Genomic DNA, 19293 nt, shown 5'->3' with positions numbered 1-19293 from the left:
AAAGTAGAAAATATGTCAAAATTTGCAGAACCATCAATATATGACTTTACTTTAGATGAATTAAAAGGCACTTTAAAGCCAGCATTTAGAGCAAAACAAGTATATAACTGGTTATATAAAAACTATGCTTCATCATATAATGAGATGAAAAATATTCCTAATGATTTAAAACAAACATTAGAAAATGAGTACCCAATAGATATTATGGAAATTGTGAAAAAAGAACAAAGTGGCGATGGAAGTATAAAATATCTATTTAAATTAAGAGATGGACATACAGTTGAGGCTGTATTGCTTTTAATGAAAAAGAAGAAAATTGATGAAGATGGAAATATTCAAAGAAGTGAACAATACACTGTTTGTATTTCTTCTCAAGTTGGTTGTAAAGTAGGGTGTACATTCTGTCTTACAGCAAAAGGTGGATTTGTAAGAAACCTTACAGTTGGGGAGTATATCGCTCAAATTGTAAATATTAAAAGAGATAATAATATTCCTGAAAACAAATCATTAAACATCGTATACATGGGAATGGGAGAACCTTTAGATAATTTCAATAATTTTACTAAAGCTGTTCAAATATTTTCAGATGAAGATGGTTTATCGATAAATAGAAGAAGACAAACTGTTTCAACATCAGGAGTTGCTTCAAAGATTGAAAAACTAGGTGAAAAAGATTTAGGAATTCAACTTGCTATTTCTTTACATGCTGTTGATGATGAATTAAGAAGTGAACTTATTCCTATGAATAAGGCTTATAATATTGCTTCAATTATAGATGCTGTTAAAAAATTTCCAGTTGATACAAGAAAGAAAGTTATGTTTGAATATCTTGTAATTAAAGGTAAAAATGACTCTATTGAGGCAGCTAGAAAACTTTTAAGCTTATTAAATGGTATTCATGCAAAAGTAAATTTAATTTACTTTAATCCATACCCAGGAACTACATATCAGCGACCAGAAGAAAAAGATATGATAAAATTCAAAGATTTTTTAAATGATAGAGGACTTATTTGTACGATTAGAGAATCTAAAGGACTTGATATATCAGCTGCCTGTGGTCAATTAAAAGAAAAGGAAGCAAATGGGAACACTTGAGATATCACTTTTAGCTTTTATTGTAGTAGTTGTAGTAGTATCAGCAATAGGTTTTTATATAAGTAATAAAGAAGATAAAGAAGAGGAGAATTAATTTAAAATGGCAATTACAAGATTTGCACCAAGCCCAACAGGATATTTACATATTGGAGGTTTAAGAACAGCTTTATATAGTTATTTATGGGCTAAGAAAACTGGTGGTGAGTTTAAATTAAGAATTGAAGATACAGATAATGCTAGAAATAATGAAGATGCTGTAAGAGCTATTTTAGAAGCATTTGAGTGGGTTGGAATGCCAAGTGACTGTGAAATAGAGTATCAATCAAAAAGAATAGATATTTATAAAAAATATATTGCTCAATTATTAGAAGAGGGTAAGGCTTATAAATGTTACATGAGTAGAGAAGAGCTTGATGCTTTAAGAGCCAAGCAAGAAGCCGCTAAAGAGAACTCAAGATATGATGGTACATGGAGACCAGAAGAGGGTAAAGTATTACCTCAAATTCCTGAAGGTGTTGATCCAGTTATTAGAATCAAAGCACCAACTGAGGGAACAATTGAGTTTGAAGATGGTGTAAAAGGGAAAATGAGTTTTGATGCTTCTCAAGTTGATGATTTTGTAATCGCAAGAGCAAATGGAATGCCTATTTATAACTTTGTTGTTGCTATTGATGATCATTTAATGGGAATGACTGATGTATTAAGAGGTGATGATCATTTATCAAATACTCCTAAACAAATAGTAATTTATAATGCTTTAGGTTTTGATGTACCAAAATTCTATCACATGCCAATGATTAATAATCCACAGGGTAAAAAACTATCTAAAAGAGATGGTGCAATGGATGTTATGCAATATAAGAAAGATGGATATTTACCAGAAGCATTACTTAACTTTTTAGTTAGACTTGGATGGTCTAATGGAGATCAAGAAATCTTCTCAATGGATGAAATGTTAGAGTTATTTGATCCAAATAATATTAATAAATCAGCATCAGCTTATAATGCAGAAAAATTATTATGGTTAAATGCTCACTATATTAAAAATGTATCAAATGAAAGATTAGCTAAAGAGCTTGAAGCTTTTGATTGTTATTTACATGGACATGATAAAAAAGAAATGCTATTAGATTTATCAAAAGAAAGAGCTCAAACACTAATAGAATTAAAAGAAGCTATTGAAAAAATTATTAATGTTCCTACATCTTATGAAGCTAAAGGTTCAAAGAAGTTTGTAAAAGAGGGAACTATAGAAATGTTAGAAAACTATTTATCTTTATTAGAAGAAAATAAAAATAGTTTACATCTTGCTCCTGATTATGAGCTTGTGACAAAGCCTTTTATTGAGGAAAAGGGCCTAAAATTCCCACAATTATTCCAACCAATTAGAATTGCATTAACAGGTGGAACACAAGCTCCTTCTGTATATGATATTATGGCAATTTTAGGATTAGATGAAGTAAAAGATAGAATAAATAACGCAATAGAAAAAAATTTTGGTAAAGAAGTTTAACTTCTCTTGATTATTATTTCATAATAAGGCATAATGTTTATACTTAAATAAAGGAAGAATTAAGATGAACATTTATGTTGGAAATTTGTCATATCAAATGGCAGATAAGGATTTAGAAGAAGTTTTTGCTAAATTTGGCGAAGTAAAAAGTGCAAAAGTTATCATGGATAGAGAAACTGGAAGATCAAAAGGTTTTGGTTTTGTTGAAATGCAAACAGCACAAGCTGGAAGTGATGCTATTGAAGCATTAAATGGAAATGATTGCCAAGGTAGAACTTTAAGAGTTAATGAAGCTAAACCAAGAGAAGAAAGACCTAGAAGACAATACTAGCCTTATTTTTCTTATCATAAAAAAAGCCTTAGATACAAAGTATCTAAGGCTTTTTTATTTTAGAAACTTTCCCATTCATCATCTGAACTATTTGTATTACTTTTTATTGGAGCACTACTTGAACTAGTTTTATTAATTTTAATTGGTTTTACTTCTTTTACTTCAATTTTAGAAGAGTCTAAAATAGGTTGTTTTACTTTAGCTTTTCCTTTACCTTCAAAGTTATTTTTATTTACGGCTTCTACTACTTCTTGGGCAATTGTATTTGTTTCTTGAGCAATAGAGTTTGTTTTATCTGCAATTGCTGCATTTTGTTGTGTAAATTGATCTAATTGACCTACAGCATCAGCAATTTGAGTCATACCAATTGTTTGCTCATTTGCTGCGTGAGTAACATCATCAATAAGTTTACTTGTTTCTACAATTTTTTCATCTAATTGATTAAAGCCTTCAATCATTTTACTACTGATGCTTTTACCTGTATTTGCTTTTACAGTTGCTGTTTCAACTAAATCTTTAATCTCTTTAGCAGCTTCTGCTGATCTACTTGCTAGGTTTCTTACTTCTTGAGCAACAACTGCAAATCCTTTACCAGCTTCTCCAGCAGTTGCAGCTTCTACAGCAGCATTTAAAGAAAGGATATTTGTTTGGAATGCTATTTGGTCAATAACTGAAATAGCATCATTAATAGCAAGAACTGTATCATTGATTTCATCCATTGATTTAACAGTTTCATTTGCTAAATTTTGACCTTCACTAGCTGAAGTTTTTGTTTCATTAGAAATACTTAGCATTTGCTGTGCTTTTTGATTTGTTTGTTCAATATTACTTGTTATTTCATCAATTGAAGCTGCTGTTTGTTCAAGTGAACTTGCTTGTGATGTTGCATTATTGCTTAATGTTCTTACATTTTGTGTTAATTCAGTTGAGCTATTTTGTAATGATATACCATCTTCTTCACTATCTTGTAGCATTCCTGTTATCATTCTGTTCATTTGAATGATTTCATTACCAATTTTTCCACAGCTTGAAGAATCAAGTCTTGCTGTAAAGTCTCTATTTGTATATTTACCTAATACTTCACTAATCTTATTTAAATCTTTACCAACTAAACTCTCTAATGTATCTAACATAGAGTTTAATAGTTGTTTTAATTCGTTTAAAGACTCTGTTGATGATGATTTAGATATTCTTTTTTCAAGGTAACCATCACTTACTCTATTTGCTACTTGTTTTACATCTTCAATTAGTGCATTATCTTGTTCTATACCTAATTTAATTTTTTCAACGTTTGTATTTATAGAGTTTGCCATTACTCCAAATTCATCATTTCCTGCAATTGAAATTGCTTTTGTATCTGATGATTCTTTATTTAGATATTTGAAGAAACCTTCAACTCCTATAGAAATTTCTTTTAAATTTAAGTTTAATTTTCTAACTGATAAATAAATTACTCCAGCTATTAATAAAAGACCTATAATACTTGCTATAATTGAGAAATTTCTTATGAAAATAGCATTTCCCATATACTCATCAACTGGAACCATAACAATAAAATTCCAGTATGTATCTGTACCTTTTAGCTCAAATGGAGTTGAATAATAAAATGATTCTTTTCCTGTGTTCTCTGATACTTTTGAGTAAGAATATGATTCACCATTTTTAGCATTTTTCATTAAATTTATATAATGAGGAGAGTTTTTAGTAATATCTAAAATATCTTTACCTAAATAGTCTTTGTTTTTATGTCCTAATACAGTTCCATAGTTATCAAGAATAAAAGTATATCCAGTATCAAATACTTTAATAGAATTTGCCATTTTAGCAAAAGTATCAAGTACAATATCTACACCAATAGAACCTATAAACTTTCCATTTTTATAAATAGGAAGTGCAATTGTTGTCATTAATACTTCTACGCCATCAACAGGATACATATATGGCTTTGTAATAAAAGTTTTACCTGATTCTCGTGGTCCTTTTATCCATTCTAAATCATCGCTATAAACTGAACCTGTATCAACTGCATAAGAATCTTTTGATCTAACTACATAAGGATTAAATTGACCTGTTTTATCATAACCTTCTTTTGTTTGACCTTCTGGTAAAACATCAAAGAATTGTCCTTTTTCTTTTACTTTAAACCAAATTCCAATAATACTTTCATTGTAATCTAAAATAGATTTGAAATACTCAATAGTTTCTTCTTCATGCATTCTTGTATCATGATTGATTGCTTGTTCAAATTTTGAAGCTAAACCTCTTGTAACAGTAATTGATTGCTCAATTTCACCTTTAATACCTTCTGCATGTTTACCTGACAGTTCTTGTAAGTATTTTTCTGCATCTTGTTGTGATGTTTTATATGAATAGCTTGATACAAAATACATTGTAATTGAAAAAACAAGTATTGTTGCACCTAAAACTTGAAGTAAAAGCTTTTTACCAAAGCTAGATTTCTTTTCCATATTAATCCTTTCTTACGTTATGTTAAATTATACCAATAAAAACCCTTATTTCTGTTATAAGAATTGTTATAAAACAAACAAATTTAAAAAAATAATTTATTTAATGTATTTAGTAATATAACAGATTTCAAATTACACGTTGCTTCCATCTTTGTTATTTATAATACGTTAAATCAAAAAACAAAGGACAAAAAATGAAAAAGTTAGTATTATCAGTTTTAGCTTTAGGTTTAGTAGCAGGAAGTTTATATGCAAATGATAGTCATAATATGAGCAAAGAAGAGTGTATAAATATGCATAAAGAATTTCATAAAAGTGAAAGTAAAAAGGTTGAAAAATCTTTAATTCCTCAAAGTGTATTAGATGCAATCTATCCAGAAGAGGATTTAGATTAATAAATTAATCATGTCTCAATTAAGAGACATGATTATAATGAAAGAATTAGATTTTGAAATTAATAAGGATATAACATGCCTAAAAAAAAAGTAAATTTGAATATTCTAGGAATGACATGTGCAAACTGTTCTAATGGAATAGAAAAATTTTTAAATAAACAAGAAGGTGTCATTTCTTCTAAGGTAAGTTTTGCTTCTTCCCAAGGTTACTTTGAAATTGATGAAAGTAAATTTGATGAAAATAAACTAATTAACTCAATAGAAAATCTTGGATATAAAGTAGAGAAAAATCTTCAAGCCTTAGAAAAAGAACAGTTAATGGCTTTTGAAAAATTAAAAAAACTCTTTTTTATATCTATATTTTTAACTATCATTATATTTATCATTGCTTTCTCAAGTTTATTTAGTGAATCTACAAATAATTATTTAATATTTTTAATAGCAACAATAGTTCAGTTTTATACAGGAGCTAGATTTTATAAACTCTCTTATAAGTCTGTAAAAAATGGTAACTATGATATGAATGTATTAGTAGCTTTAGGTACAAGTGCTGCTTATTTTTATTCGACATTTGTTGTGTTTTTTCCCTCTTTATTTCCTGAGAATTTAAGATTTTTATATTTTGATGGGGCTGCTGTAATTATTAGTTTTGTTTTATTGGGTAAATATTTAGAAGAAAACTCCAAACAAAAAGCTAGTACATTTTTAAAAAATTTGATGAAGTTAGCACCTCAATATGCAAATTTGGTGTTGGATGAAAAGGAAATAAAACAAGTTTTAATAAAAGAATTAAAAGTTAATGATATAGTCTTGGTAAAAACAGGAGAAAAAGTTCCTTGTGATGGTTTGATACTAGAAGGCTCTGCAAATATTGATGCTTCAATGATAACAGGAGAATCTTTACCTATTTATAAAGAAATAAATGATGAAGTATTAAGTGGTACTCTAAATACAGATGGTGTTTTAAAAGTAAAAGTATTAAAAGAATCAAATGATACAACTTTATCCAAAATTATTGATCTTTTAAAAAATGCACAAAGTAAACAAATACCAATAAGTAGATTTGCTGATAAAATTGCTAATGTTTTTGTTCCTTTAGTAATTATAACTTCTATTTTAACTTTTATTATATGGGCAATACTAGGAAATGTGCAAAATGCAATACTTGCGAGTATTAGTGTTTTAATTATATCTTGTCCTTGTGCTTTAGGACTAGCTACACCAATAGCAATAGTTAGTTCAGTTAGTAGAGGAGCAAAAGAAGGTATTTTAATCAAAAACCCAGAAATATTAGAGCAAATTAAAGAAATAAAATATGCAGTTTTTGATAAAACAGGAACATTAACAAAAGGAGAAATTTCAGTTGTTAATACTGATATAGAAGAAAAATATTTTAAACTATTAGGTTCTCTTGAAAAATATAGTGAACATCCTATTTCAAAAGCAGTTGTAAAGTATTTAGATAATCAAAAAATACCCTTAGATATAAAAATTGAAAATATTGAGGTTTTACCTGGAAAAGGAGTGAAAGCTTTTTATGAAAATGATGAAATCTTTATAGGAAATATAAAACTTTTAGAGCAAAATAATATTGAAATACATAAAAAACATAAAGAGTTTTATTTAGAAGAATTAGGAAAAGGTAATGGAGTTATTTTAGCTGCAATAAATAAACTTTCTATAGGGTCTTTTTCTTTAGCTGATGAACTAAAAGCAGGTGCAAAACAATTAATTATAAGTTTAAAAAATAAAGGAATTACTCCTGTATTATTAACAGGTGATAATAAAACTACAGCATTAAGTATTGCAAATAATTTAGGAATTGAAAAAGTTTATAGTGAAGTTATCCCTACTGAAAAGTATGAGATTATAGATGAGTTACAAAAAAATGCAATAGTAATGTTTGCTGGTGATGGTATAAATGATGCTGCCGCAATAAAAAAAGCTAATATAGGTATTACTTTAAAATCTGGTTCTGATATAAGTAAAGATGCAGGAGATATTATTTTAATCAACAATGAATTAAATTCAATAATAAAAAGTTTAAATTTATCTGTTGAAACTATGAAAATAGTTAAACAAAATTTATTTTGGGCATTTATTTACAATGCTGTTGGAATTCCACTTGCTGCAGGAGTTTTATATCCAGTATGGGGACTAATGTTAAGTCCTATGTACGCAGGAATTGCTATGAGTTTTAGTTCTGTTACAGTAGTATTAAACTCTCTAAGACTAAAACTTAAAAAAATATAAAAGTAGTTTAATCTACTTTTATATTTAATTTATATCCAATATTTTTTATTGTTGTAATACTATCTTTCTCTAGTTTTTTTCTTAAGTTCTTAATATAAGTTCTTATTGTAGTAGTTTCTGGTATTTCATCATAGAGCCATATATTAATGGAAATTTCATCAATTGATAAAGGTCTATTTTTATTTTTTAGCATATATTCAAATATTTTTGATTCAATATTTGATAAATTATATTCTGTAGAGTTTTTTATAATAGTTTTTGATTGGGAATTGTATTGAATATTTTCATCAATTTTGATTAAACCATAAGTATTTATTTGTCTTAATCTAGCTATATTTTCTATTCTTAATTGAAGTTCACTTAATTCAAAAGGTTTTTTTAGGTAGTCATCACATCCTAAACTAAAACCAATTTTTAAATCCTCGGGCAAGTTTCTTGAAGTAATAAAGATTATTGCTGTATTTATATTTTCTTTCTTTAATTCTTTTAATAAATCAAAGCCATTAATATTTGGTACATTAACATCAAATAAAAAAAGATCAAACTTTTCTTCATAAATCATTTCAAGAGCTTCTTGCCCATCATGAACTGAAACTACTTCATGATTTAAAGATATCAAAAACTCTTCAACAATTTCATTTAAAATCATATCGTCTTCTAAAAGTAAAATTTTCATTTTAGTTTTCTTGAATTAGTATTTTTTTAATTTTTTTATAACATGAGAACATAAGAACTCCTTATCTTATTTGATACTATTTTATATAAATCGTGTGGACTATGTGTGGAAAAAATAATGCCGAAGATAAGGTATAAGGTTCGCATTTTAAAAGATTTCGAAAATTTAGGAGTTTACTTCGGCATTATAATAAAGTCAAGAATTGACTTTTAAAAAGTATATATTTTTTAAATGTAGTTAACGTGTAGCTTTAAATTTTGAATATATATCCTAAACCTTTAGCAGTTTCAAGAAAATCATACTCAAGGTTTTTTCTAATATTTTTTATATATGTTCTAATTGTAGCAATTGAGGGAGTACTAGAGTAATCCCAAATATTGACTATTAATTCATTTATAGAGATAATTCTATTACTATTTGTTAAAAAATATTTAATTATCTCAGCTTCTTTTTTAGGAAGTTTTATTTTTTTCCCTTTTTTTTCTAAGCACATATTATAAAAATCAAATTTAATATTTTCATTTAAAATGAAAAATTTTGAAGATAAAAGGTTCTTTTGAATATATTCAATTCTAAGTTTTAATTCTTCTAATTTAAAAGGTTTTCTAAGAAAATCATTTGCACCAATTTTATATGCTTTTTCAAATTCTTTAAAGTCTGTAGAGGCACTTATAAAAATAATTGGTGTGTTAAACCCTTCATTTGAAAAATTTTCAAAAACTTTTAAACCATTTATATCAGGAACATTTATATCAAAGATTAATAAATCATATTTATTAAAAAAAAGTTCTTCTAAAGCCTCTTCCCCTGAATAAAAATGAGTTACACTATAAACTTGTTTTTCTAAATACTCTTTTAATAAATCAGCAAGAATAATATCATCTTCTAATAATAATATTTTCATTTTTATTCCTTTTTATATATTCATTGAATGATATATTTTAAATATGGAACCAAGGTGTAAAACTACATGCTAACTACATCTTTGTGAGTTAAACTACCAGTGTTTTGTAAATTAATAAAATTAGGAGAAGAAATGAAAAAGATAATGAAATTAAGTTTAATTACTGCAATGACAGTAGTTAGTTCAAGCTCACAGTTATTTGCAGCTGATTCAATTTCAGAAGCATTTTCAAATGGAAAATTAAAAGGAGAACTTAAGTCATATTATTTTGCACAAAATTTTGATGGTGCTAATAAAAATGATAGTTCAATTTGGGCAAATGGTGGATCTTTAAATTTTGTTACAGATTCATATAATGGATTAGTGTTAGGTGCTACTCTACAAACTTCTCATGTAACAAGTATAGATGATGAAGATGCTAAAACAGCAGGAAGTATGGACGCACAAGGATCTGTATTATCAGAGTCTTACTTACAATACACGTATAATAATACTACATTTAAAGGTGGTAGACAATTTGTAAAAACGCCTTTATTAGCAGGTTCAGGCTCAAGACTTATTAAAGAATCTTTTGAAGCATATTTATTAGTTAATAGTGATATTCCTGATACTACATTAGTAGCAGGATTAATTACAAAATATCAAACAAGAACTGATAAGTCTTCATATAGTGATAACTCTTTTGTTAACTTTGATTCAAATGGAACAGGTGAACCAGGTGATTTTTATAAAATTGGTAATGATGGTGTTAGAACAATTTATTTAAAGAACAATTCTATTTCAAATCTAACTATTCAAGCACAATATGCAGATGTAGTTGATGTAGCTGTAGGGATTTATGCAGATGCTAAATATGATTTAGGACCTGCTTATATTGCTGCTCAATATTATAATACAAATTATGATGCTGCATCATCTAATGATTCTTCAATGTATGGATTTAAAATTGGTGGTAATATTTCAGATGTTTCATTATTTGCAGGATATACTTCAACAGATGATGATAATGATGTAGTTAGAGGTATTGGACAAGGAGCTTATTCTCACTATACTGCTACAACTAAAACAGCTGGTTCTAAAGCATTTAAAGCAGGAGCAGATTCATGGCAAATTGGAGCTGCTTATAAGTTTGCAGATTTAAAAACAAAATTAAGATATTCTAGTTTTGATTTACCTTCAATTAATGCAGATTTAGATGAAACTACATTAAATTTAGAGTATAAATTTAATAGTTCATTAAAAGCTCAATTGGATTATTCGATTTTAGATTATGAAGATGATGCTAAAGATGCTACTGATTTAAGAACAAGATTAATTTATTCATTCTAAATTAAAAGAGATTACTTTAGTAATCTCTTTATATAATAATATTTATGTTATAATTTTTTCATAAGGAATTATATGAAAATATTATTATTAGAAGATGATTTATTACTAAATGAGATAATAGAAGAACATTTAGAAGAGAAAGGGCACGATGTAGACTGTGCTTATGATGGAAATGAAGCTTTAGAACTCATTTATTCTAAAAACTATGATATATTATTATTTGATGTTAATGTACCTTCTTTAAATGGTTTTGAATTATTAAAGCATTTAAGAGATGAAAATATAAATACTGCAACAATTTTTATCACATCTGCAAATTTATTGGAGGATGTGGAAGAAGGTTTTAAAACGGGTTGTGATGATTATATTAAAAAACCTTTTGAGCTAAAAGAGTTAGATTTAAGAATTAAAAATGTTTGCAGACTTCATAATATTTCTCCTAATAAACTTTTAAAAATTAGTGAAGATATAAAATTTGATGTAAATAATTTAGAAATAATAAAAGATAATGAAAAAATTCACATTAGACAAAAAGAGAGTGATGTGTTATTATACTTAATGAAAAGAAAAAATGTTACTGTAAGTGTAGATGAACTAAGTATGAATGTATGGGCTTATGAAGATAATCCAAGTCCTGCAACAATAAGAACATATATAAAAAATTTACGTAAAATTTTAAATGAGGATTTGATCTCAAATATTAGAGGAGTAGGCTATAGATTTAACAGCTAGTGAAAAGAGTACTTATTATAGATTTGTTGGTCTATTTTTAGGTTCTTCTTTGATTTTGATTTTATTTTTGGCTTTTTTTTATTTTCAGAATGAACAAAGACTTTATTTAGATTTAACAAAATCAAAAATGCAAAATAATTTATCAAAACTATCTTCTAAAATCACTTTAGCTCACATGTCAAATAGCAAGTTTGATACTTCTAATCTTTTAAAAAATAAAACTTATAAAATAGCTTTTTATGATAAAAACAAAAAAAAGCTTTTTGGTAATCTCAATACAAAATTAAATTTAGAAAAAAAAGTTATAGAAACAAAAAAAAGTTTAATTTTAGTTGATGATTCAACATTTGGACATTTAGGGGTCTATTTTTTAGCTATTGAAGATAATTCCTATCATGAAAAAATAGATAGTTTAAAACTAAATATTTTAGTATTTTTTTCTTTTATTTATTTGTTTATATGTCTCGTTGGTTTTTATCTTGGAAAGCTTTTTTTAAAACCAATAAAAGAAGAAAGAGTTAAGTTAAATAACTTTATAAAAGATACTACACATGAGTTAAATACTCCTATTAGTGCTATTATGATGTCTACTGAAAATAAAACTTTAAATGAAAAAAAGATTGAAAGAATAAGACTTAGTGCCCAAAGAGTATCTGAGATATATAAAGATTTAACATATATTTTTTTACAAAATAAAGATAAAAATAGAGATATAAAAAAACATAATCTAAAAGAGTTAATAGAAGAACAACTTGAGTATTTTATTCCATTATCAAGTAAGAAAAAAATTGAAATAAAAAAAGATATAAAAGATTTTTATTTTGAAATTGATAAAGATGATTTTATTAGAGTTGTAAATAATCTTATTTCAAATGCCATAAAATATAATAAAGTAAAAGGAAAGATTTATATTACTTTAGATGAAAATACTTTAACTATTAAAGATACAGGTATAGGAATAAAAAAAGAAAAAATAAATGATATTTTTAAAAGATACTATAGAGCAACCTCTCAACAAGGTGGTTTTGGTCTTGGATTAAATATAGTTAGCGATATTTGTAAATATTATAATATTAAAATAGATGTTTCCTCTCAAAATCAAGAATATACAATTTTTGAACTAAAGTTTTAACTCCACACAAACTCCATACAAAATAGCTAAGATTCTTAAAATAAAAATAGGAGTCTTAAATGAAATCAATTTTCAAAGTAATTGTAGCAATGTTATTTGCAGTAGGTATTTTAAATGCCCAACCTATTTCTCAAACAGGAGAAAAAGGTGGTTATACTATTAAACTTACGTCTGAAAAATCTTTAGTAGTTGGAGAAAATGATATTTTTGTTGAACTTTTTAAAGATGGACAAACAGTAACAAACGCAAAAGTAAAATCAAAGTTTTTTATGCCAGAAATGCCAGGTATGCCATATATGGAATATAAAGATAAAGCAAAACTAGTAAATGGTAAATATAAAATGATGATTAATTTTACTATGGGTGGAACTTGGCAGTATCAACTTAAATTTAAAACGAAAGAAGGAAAAGTTCATACTGTAAGAGGAAGCGTGAATATATAATGAAAAAGTTAGCTTTAACTCTAAGTCTTTGCACATCTTTAAGTTTTGCAGTAACAATTGATGAAATTGTATCAAATAGTTTACAAAATAGTAGTGATTTAAGAAGTTTAAATCACTCTATTAAAGTTGCGAATGAAAATATAAAACTTGCTTCAAAATGGAGTGATCCAGTACTTAGTTTTGGATTTAATGATATTCATTTTGATGAACCTTTTAAAAGAGATAAAGAAGCAATGCAGGCTACTTTTATTGGGCTTTCTCAAGTTGTTCCTACAAATGGGAAATTAGAAATAAAAGAAAAAATAGCTTTAAAAGATATGCAAATCAAAACTCTAGTACTAGAAAATAAAAAGTTAAAGTTAAAAGCAAAGATTTATGAGTTAGCTTACTCAATAGTAGTTTTAGAAAACAAACTAAAACTACTTGATGAGTATAAAAAAAATATCAAAACACTAGAGTCTTTATCTAAATCTCTTTATGAGTTTGGGAAAACTACACAAAATGAAGTAATAGACGCGAAGGTACTTTTTTTTAAAGTAGAGATTCAAAAACAAAAGTTAAAAAATCTAATTGATAATTTATATTTAAAGCTAGAGCAAATTTCTTATATGAAAATAGATGAAATTTCACAAAGTGATATAAACAAGTTAAAAAAGCTAGTTTTAAATATGAATAGTGATGAACATCCAATTTTAAAACAAGAGTATATAAAATCAAAAAAATATATATATCTTTCAAAGCTTGAAAAAGCAAAACAAATACCTGATATTAAAGTAAATGTCACTTATTTTAATAGAGATAGCAAGTTTGAAGATTATGCGAATATCTCTGTAAATATACCTTTAACTATAAATAATACTCAAAAATTGAACTCTTTAAAAGCAAAGTTTGAGTCAAATAAAATCACTTCAAAACTTGATGATACAAAAAGAGTTTTACAAACAGAACTTAAAACATACGTGAATAGTGCAAATAGTGCTTTTTTAAACTATAAACTTATAAAAAAGCAAATTTTACCACTTAAAAAAAAGATACAGAAAAACCTTGAAAACTATAATAGTTTTTCAAAGGTTAAGCCACAAGCTTTAATTAAAAATCTAAATGAATTAATTTCATTTGAGATAAAAGCCCTTGATGAAAAGTTTGAGTACTTTTCAAACTATGCTAAAACAAAATACTATACTTTAGAGGACTAATAAATGCAAAAATATTATATTAAAAGTGCGATTTTTTTATCACTATTTATTTTTACAAGTTTAAATGCAAAAATTATAGAAGTAGAACAGCTTTTCAATCGAAAAACAGTAAAAGTAAAACAAGAAGAGGTTTCAATAACAAAAAGCTTTTATGGAAAGATGGCAATTGATGAGTCAAAAGTAGTTGATGTGGTTACTAGATTTGATGGATTTGTTACAAATTTAAATGCAAATAAAACTTTTATGAAAGTAAATAAAAATGATGAACTTTTTCAAGTCTATTCAGACGAGATTTATTCAATTCAAAAAGAGTTACAAATCGCAAAAAGAGTTAATAAAAGCCTTTATTTAAGTACTATGGAGAGATTGAAAGCTTTAGATATAAATAAAAAAGAGTTGCAGAAAATAAAAAATGCAAAGCTTTCTTATGAAGGAATAAAAGTATATTCTCCTATGAATTCTATTGTTTTACAAAAAAATATAAATGACAAAGGTGCCATTAAAAAAGGTAACCTTTTAATGCAGTTGGCAAATATAGAAAAACTATGGTTTATAGCAAATATTTATCAAAAAGATTTAGGGTTTTTAAAAGATAAGATGGAAGCTTTAGTTTATGTAGATGGATTAACTACTCCTATTAAAACAAAACTTGATTATATTTATCCAAATGTTGATGAAAAAGATAAAAGTATTGATGTAAGATTTGTAGTTGATAATAAAGATTTAAAACTTTATCCAAATATGTTTGGAACAATAAAATTAAAATCTACACAAAAAAAAATGCTTACTCTTCCTAAAACAACAGTTTTATCAAAAGGAAGTGAATATTATGTATTTAAACCTATTTCAAAAAAAGAGTTTGAACCTGTAAAGGTTGAAGCAAAAAGACTCTCTTCTTATAAGTACGAAATACTTGATGGTTTAGAAGAAGGTGATGAAGTAATAAACAATGCATTATTCTTATTGGATTCAGATGCAATTACAAATGCACTTTATGACTCAGATACAGATGATGACTGGTAGGAATATATCATGGTTGAAAATATAATCTCATATAGTATAAAAAATAAATTTTTAATTTTATTTTCTGTAATAGTTCTAAGTTTTGCTTCATTTTGGGCAGTTAAAAATACATCTCTTGATGCAATTCCTGATTTGTCACCACCTCAGGTAATTGTACAAGTTAAATGGCCAGGACAAAGTCCAAAAACAATTGAAGAGCAAGTGTCATATCCTTTGATATCAAATCTTATGAGTTTACCAAATATTGAAACTGTAAGAGCTATGAGTTCTTTTCAAAATGCTTTGATTTATATCATTTTTAAAGATGGTACAGATTTATATGATTCAAGAAATAGAATTTTAGAGCAGTTATCACAGCTTCAAGGAACATTTCCTGATGGTGTAAATGTGGCTATTGGTCCAGATGCTACAGGTGTTGGGTGGGCTTATGAGTATGCTTTAAAATCAGATACTAAATCCCTTGATGAATTAAGAACCTTACAAGATTACTATTATAAATATGCACTTTTAGGTGTTGATGGTGTAAGTGAAGTAGCTTCAATTGGTGGTTTTATAAAAAATTATGAGATTACTTTAAACCAAGATAAGCTAGTACAATATGATTTAAGTATTGGCGAAGTAAAAAAAGCTCTAACTTCAAACAATGATGAAAAAGGTGGAAGAATAATTTTAGAGAATGGTTTTGAACAAATGATTCAAGCCAAAGGTTATTTGCAAAGTGTTGTTGATATTGAAAATATCACAATCAAAACTTTTAATGACACACCTTTAAAAATAAAAGATATAGCTGATGTAAATATAACTTCTTCAAATAGAAGAGGTATGGCTGATTTAAATGGGCAGGGTGATACAGTAGGTGGAATAGTTGTTGTAAGATATGGTGAAAACCCTTATGCTGTAATAAAAGCTGTAAAGAAAAAGCTAGAGACTTTAAAAGTAGAGGGTGTTGAAGTCGTTGAAACTTATGATAGAACATCACTTATTGATAAGGCTATTGATACTTTAAAAAATACACTTATTGAAGAGTCTATTATCGTTATTATTGTTAGTGCCTTATTTTTATTCCACTTTAGAAGTGCATTGATTATTATCATTACTTTACCTATTACTGTTTTAATTACTTTTTTACTAATGAAACTATTTGGAATGGGTTCAAATATTATGAGTTTAGGTGGTATTGCTATTGCTATTGGAGCGATGGTAGACGCAACAATAGTTATGGTAGAAAATGCTCACAAGTATCTACAAGGAAAAGAGGATATTTCTAATAAAGAGAGAGTAGAGATTATAATAAAATCAGCAAAACAAGTAGGGCGTCCAATCTTTTTTGCACTTATTTTAGTAGTAGTATCTTTCTTACCAATATTTGCTTTAACAGGACAAGAAGGAAGATTATTTACTCCACTTGCCTTTACAAAAACTTTTGCCATGATAGCAGGAGCTATTTTATCTATTACTTTAGTGCCTATTTTAATGGTGTTTTTAATAAAAGGAAAGATACTAAGTGAGAATAAAAACATTTTAAATAGATTTTTTACTCTTTTATATTCTCCTATCTTAAAAACATCTCTTAGAATGAGATATTTAATAGTTTTAGGTTTTATAGGAACACTAATAGCAGCATATCCAGTTTACAAAAAACAAAACTGGGAATTTATGCCAATGATGAATGAACAAACTTTTATGTATATGCCAGTAACTCCTTATGGAATAGGAGTTGATTTAGCAAGAGAACTTACAAATAAAACAGATAAGATTATCAAGTCTTTCCCTGAGGTTGATACAGTATTTGGAAAAGCAGGTCGAGCTGATAGTGCAACAGACCCAGCACCACTTGCTATGATTGAAACAATTATTACTTTTAAGCCTCAAGATCAATGGCGAGAGGGTATGACATACAAAAAGCTTATGCAAGAAATGGATGAAAAACTAAGAGTAGCAGGGCTTATTAATTCTTGGACATACCCTATTAGAGGAAGAATTGATATGCTTTTAACAGGTATTAGAACGCCTCTTGGAATTAAGCTTTATGGTAGTGGTCATGAGCAGTTAGAAGAAACAGCAGGATTAATAGAGCAAAAATTAAAAGCTTTTGATAAAACTTTATCTGTATCAACTGATAAAATTAATTCTGGATATTATTTAAATATTAATGTAAAAGAAGAGCTTTTATCAAGATATGGAATTACTAAAAATGATATTTTATCAACTATAAGTTTAGGGGTTGCAGGAAGTAAAATCTCAACTTTTATTGATGGTTTAGAGCGATACCCAATAAGTCTAAGATATGAAACAGCTCAAAGAGAAGATATTACAGCATTAAAAAATCTTCAAGTAAAAACAAAACTAGGTTTTCAACCTTTAGAGATGTTTGCAGAATTATATTATGAAGAAGGGCCATCTGTGATTAAATCAGAGAAGGCTTTAAATGTAAACTTTATTTATATCACGCCAAAAAATGGTATTTCATCAAAACAGTATAAAGATGAAGCTATTAGTATCTTAAAAGATATAAAGCTTCCTGAGGGGTATTATCTTGAGTGGGCAGGACAAAGTGAATATCTTGAGTCAGCTATGAAAAGACTTACTTATATTATTCCTTTAACATTTGTGATTATTTTTATTTTGATATATTTTGCATTAAGAAATATTACATACACAGTAATAATTTTCTTTACATTGCCATTTGCATTAACAGGTGGAATATTCTATTTGGATTACCTAAACTTTAATATCTCTATTGCTGTAATAGTTGGTTTTCTAGCTCTTTTAGGAGTTGCTGCTGAAACTTCTATTGTAATGCTTGTTTATTTACATGAAGCTATGAATGAGTTAGTTAAAAAGCAAGTTGAGTTTACAAAAGAGCATATATTTCATGGGATTTATAAAGGAGCAGTTTTAAGGCTAAGACCTAAACTTATGACATTATTTGCTATTTTGGGTGGACTTATTCCTATTATGTATATAGATGGAGTAGGAAGTGAAGTTATGCAAAGAATTGCAGCTCCTATGATAGGAGGTATGGTAAGTTCAGCTTTACTGACACTTATTATCATACCAGCAATATTTTATATATATGCTATTTATAAAGGTGAAAAACTAAAAAATATTACAGTAAATCATTAAATTTAATAAAAAGCTAGTTATTCTTAACATTAACTACACAAAAAACATATAAAATTCTCTTACGATAACAAATAAGGGTTAAATAAAAGGAGACAGAATGAAGTTTTTTAGTAAGCTTTTAGCAACAGCAGTTTTATCTACAGGTGTAGCTTTTGCAGCACCATATAGTTTAGATGGCTCTCATACAAGTGTAGGTTTTTCTGTAAAACACTTAATGATTACTAATGTTAAGGGTGATTTTAAGAAATACGATGCCGTAATAGATTTTGATAGTAAAACTAAAACTTTTAATACTTTTAAAGCAACAGTTGATACAGCATCTGTTGATACAGGAATAGTAAAAAGAGATAATCACTTAAAAAGTGAAGACTTTTTCTTATCAGAAAAATTTCCTAAAATGACTTTTGTGATGAAATCATATAAAGCTGATGGTGATGAAGGGGAAATGAAAGGAGACTTAACTATTAGAGGTATTACAAAACCAGTTACTTTAGAAGTTGATGATTTAGCAACAATCAAAGACTTTGAAGGAAATACAAGAGTTGGTTTCACTCTTGAGGGTAAAATCAATAGATTTGACTATGACTTAAAATGGAATAAAGCTTTAGAGCTTGGTGGTGTAGCAGTTGGTGAGAATGTAAAAATTCAAGTAGAAGTACAAGCAGTAGAAAAATAAA

Annotated in this window: 16 protein-coding genes; 13 read left to right on the top strand and 3 right to left on the bottom strand. The window is 27.0% G+C overall.

Annotated features, from left to right (window positions below):
• Nucleotides 1–12: 12 nt before the first annotated feature.
• The 3 genes from rlmN to rbp all read left to right on the top strand — a co-directional run bounded on the left by rlmN (nucleotide 13) and on the right by rbp (nucleotide 2939).
• Nucleotides 13–1095 carry a dual-specificity RNA methyltransferase RlmN gene (rlmN, locus tag ACH5BH_RS06730; RefSeq protein WP_423297850.1) on the top strand — a complete coding sequence of 361 codons (1083 nt, stop codon included), beginning with the start codon at nucleotides 13–15 and terminating at the stop codon, nucleotides 1093–1095.
• Between the two features lie 100 nt (nucleotides 1096–1195).
• Nucleotides 1196–2608, top strand: a complete 1413-nt coding sequence (gltX, locus tag ACH5BH_RS06725) for a glutamate--tRNA ligase (RefSeq protein ID WP_423297849.1) — start codon at nucleotides 1196–1198, stop codon at nucleotides 2606–2608.
• 64 nt (nucleotides 2609–2672) lie between these two features.
• Nucleotides 2673–2939 (top strand): RNA-binding regulator, encoded by a 267-nt coding sequence (rbp, locus tag ACH5BH_RS06720; protein ID WP_404304970.1) that lies wholly within the window; start codon nucleotides 2673–2675, stop codon nucleotides 2937–2939.
• Between the two features lie 59 nt (nucleotides 2940–2998).
• On the opposite strand, the gene ACH5BH_RS06715 is transcribed toward rbp, so the two are convergent.
• Nucleotides 2999–5407, bottom strand: a complete 2409-nt coding sequence (locus ACH5BH_RS06715; protein WP_423297848.1) for a methyl-accepting chemotaxis protein — start codon at nucleotides 5405–5407, stop codon at nucleotides 2999–3001.
• A gap of 194 nt (nucleotides 5408–5601) precedes the next feature.
• Here ACH5BH_RS06715 and ACH5BH_RS06710 point away from each other — a divergent pair, with 194 nt between their 5' ends.
• Together ACH5BH_RS06710 and ACH5BH_RS06705 are read left to right on the top strand one after the other, a co-directional pair.
• A complete protein-coding gene (locus ACH5BH_RS06710) occupies nucleotides 5602–5802 on the top strand; it encodes a hypothetical protein (RefSeq protein ID WP_423297847.1) in 201 nt (66 codons plus the stop codon).
• A gap of 75 nt (nucleotides 5803–5877) precedes the next feature.
• Nucleotides 5878–8055, top strand: a complete 2178-nt coding sequence (locus tag ACH5BH_RS06705; RefSeq protein ID WP_423297846.1) for a heavy metal translocating P-type ATPase — start codon at nucleotides 5878–5880, stop codon at nucleotides 8053–8055.
• A gap of 7 nt (nucleotides 8056–8062) precedes the next feature.
• Here ACH5BH_RS06705 and ACH5BH_RS06700 read toward each other — a convergent pair whose 3' ends face one another.
• Together ACH5BH_RS06700 and ACH5BH_RS06695 are read right to left on the bottom strand one after the other, a co-directional pair.
• Entirely contained in the window at nucleotides 8063–8731 is a 669-nt protein-coding gene (locus tag ACH5BH_RS06700; protein ID WP_404304962.1) for a response regulator transcription factor, read from the bottom strand.
• Nucleotides 8732–8981: 250 nt separating this feature from the next.
• The gene (locus tag ACH5BH_RS06695; protein WP_423297845.1) at nucleotides 8982–9635 is read right to left on the bottom strand and encodes a response regulator transcription factor; all 654 of its coding nucleotides are present in this window, start codon (nucleotides 9633–9635) and stop codon (nucleotides 8982–8984) included.
• Nucleotides 9636–9767: 132 nt separating this feature from the next.
• On the opposite strand from ACH5BH_RS06695, the gene ACH5BH_RS06690 reads away from it, so the two are divergent.
• The 8 genes from ACH5BH_RS06690 (at nucleotide 9768) to ACH5BH_RS06655 (ending at nucleotide 19292) form a co-directional block, all read left to right on the top strand.
• The gene (locus ACH5BH_RS06690; protein WP_423297843.1) at nucleotides 9768–10964 is read left to right on the top strand and encodes an OprD family outer membrane porin; all 1197 of its coding nucleotides are present in this window, start codon (nucleotides 9768–9770) and stop codon (nucleotides 10962–10964) included.
• 72 nt (nucleotides 10965–11036) lie between these two features.
• Nucleotides 11037–11696: a response regulator transcription factor gene (locus ACH5BH_RS06685; RefSeq protein WP_423297842.1), complete on the top strand. Its 660-nt coding sequence runs from the start codon at nucleotides 11037–11039 to the stop codon at nucleotides 11694–11696.
• Between the two features lie 49 nt (nucleotides 11697–11745).
• Nucleotides 11746–12828, top strand: a complete 1083-nt coding sequence (locus ACH5BH_RS06680) for a sensor histidine kinase (RefSeq protein WP_404304954.1) — start codon at nucleotides 11746–11748, stop codon at nucleotides 12826–12828.
• Nucleotides 12829–12887: 59 nt separating this feature from the next.
• Nucleotides 12888–13271, top strand: coding sequence for a FixH family protein (locus tag ACH5BH_RS06675; RefSeq protein WP_423297841.1), 384 nt, complete (start codon nucleotides 12888–12890; stop codon nucleotides 13269–13271).
• On the top strand, nucleotides 13271–14467 hold the full coding sequence (locus ACH5BH_RS06670; protein ID WP_423297840.1) for a TolC family protein: 1197 nt from the start codon (nucleotides 13271–13273) through the stop codon (nucleotides 14465–14467). Before ACH5BH_RS06675 ends, ACH5BH_RS06670 begins: the two co-directional genes overlap by 1 nt.
• 3 nt (nucleotides 14468–14470) lie before the next feature.
• The gene (locus ACH5BH_RS06665; RefSeq protein ID WP_423297839.1) at nucleotides 14471–15490 is read left to right on the top strand and encodes an efflux RND transporter periplasmic adaptor subunit; all 1020 of its coding nucleotides are present in this window, start codon (nucleotides 14471–14473) and stop codon (nucleotides 15488–15490) included.
• 9 nt (nucleotides 15491–15499) lie between these two features.
• A complete protein-coding gene (locus tag ACH5BH_RS06660; protein WP_423297838.1) occupies nucleotides 15500–18616 on the top strand; it encodes an efflux RND transporter permease subunit in 3117 nt (1038 codons plus the stop codon).
• Between the two features lie 97 nt (nucleotides 18617–18713).
• A complete protein-coding gene (locus tag ACH5BH_RS06655; RefSeq protein WP_423297837.1) occupies nucleotides 18714–19292 on the top strand; it encodes a YceI family protein in 579 nt (192 codons plus the stop codon).
• Nucleotide 19293 lies beyond the last annotated feature (1 nt).

This window comes from Arcobacter rhizosphaerae, assembly GCF_049472155.1.
GTDB lineage: Bacteria > Campylobacterota > Campylobacteria > Campylobacterales > Arcobacteraceae > Arcobacter_B.
Note: the sequence above shows the minus strand (reverse complement) of the source record. Positions and strands in the feature narration are given on the sequence as shown.

Coding starts and splice junctions, on each gene's coding strand:
- gltX (WP_423297849.1), top strand. CDS start 1,196: ATGGCAATTACAAGATTTGCACCAAGCCCAACAGGATATTTACATATT.
- ACH5BH_RS06695 (WP_423297845.1), bottom strand. CDS start 9,635: ATGAAAATATTATTATTAGAAGATGATATTATTCTTGCTGATTTATTA.
- ACH5BH_RS06705 (WP_423297846.1), top strand. CDS start 5,878: ATGCCTAAAAAAAAAGTAAATTTGAATATTCTAGGAATGACATGTGCA.
- ACH5BH_RS06660 (WP_423297838.1), top strand. CDS start 15,500: ATGGTTGAAAATATAATCTCATATAGTATAAAAAATAAATTTTTAATT.
- ACH5BH_RS06655 (WP_423297837.1), top strand. CDS start 18,714: ATGAAGTTTTTTAGTAAGCTTTTAGCAACAGCAGTTTTATCTACAGGT.
- ACH5BH_RS06670 (WP_423297840.1), top strand. CDS start 13,271: ATGAAAAAGTTAGCTTTAACTCTAAGTCTTTGCACATCTTTAAGTTTT.
- rlmN (WP_423297850.1), top strand. CDS start 13: ATGTCAAAATTTGCAGAACCATCAATATATGACTTTACTTTAGATGAA.
- ACH5BH_RS06665 (WP_423297839.1), top strand. CDS start 14,471: ATGCAAAAATATTATATTAAAAGTGCGATTTTTTTATCACTATTTATT.
- ACH5BH_RS06710 (WP_423297847.1), top strand. CDS start 5,602: ATGAAAAAGTTAGTATTATCAGTTTTAGCTTTAGGTTTAGTAGCAGGA.
- ACH5BH_RS06715 (WP_423297848.1), bottom strand. CDS start 5,407: ATGGAAAAGAAATCTAGCTTTGGTAAAAAGCTTTTACTTCAAGTTTTA.
- ACH5BH_RS06685 (WP_423297842.1), top strand. CDS start 11,037: ATGAAAATATTATTATTAGAAGATGATTTATTACTAAATGAGATAATA.
- ACH5BH_RS06700 (WP_404304962.1), bottom strand. CDS start 8,731: ATGAAAATTTTACTTTTAGAAGACGATATGATTTTAAATGAAATTGTT.
- ACH5BH_RS06690 (WP_423297843.1), top strand. CDS start 9,768: ATGAAAAAGATAATGAAATTAAGTTTAATTACTGCAATGACAGTAGTT.
- rbp (WP_404304970.1), top strand. CDS start 2,673: ATGAACATTTATGTTGGAAATTTGTCATATCAAATGGCAGATAAGGAT.
- ACH5BH_RS06675 (WP_423297841.1), top strand. CDS start 12,888: ATGAAATCAATTTTCAAAGTAATTGTAGCAATGTTATTTGCAGTAGGT.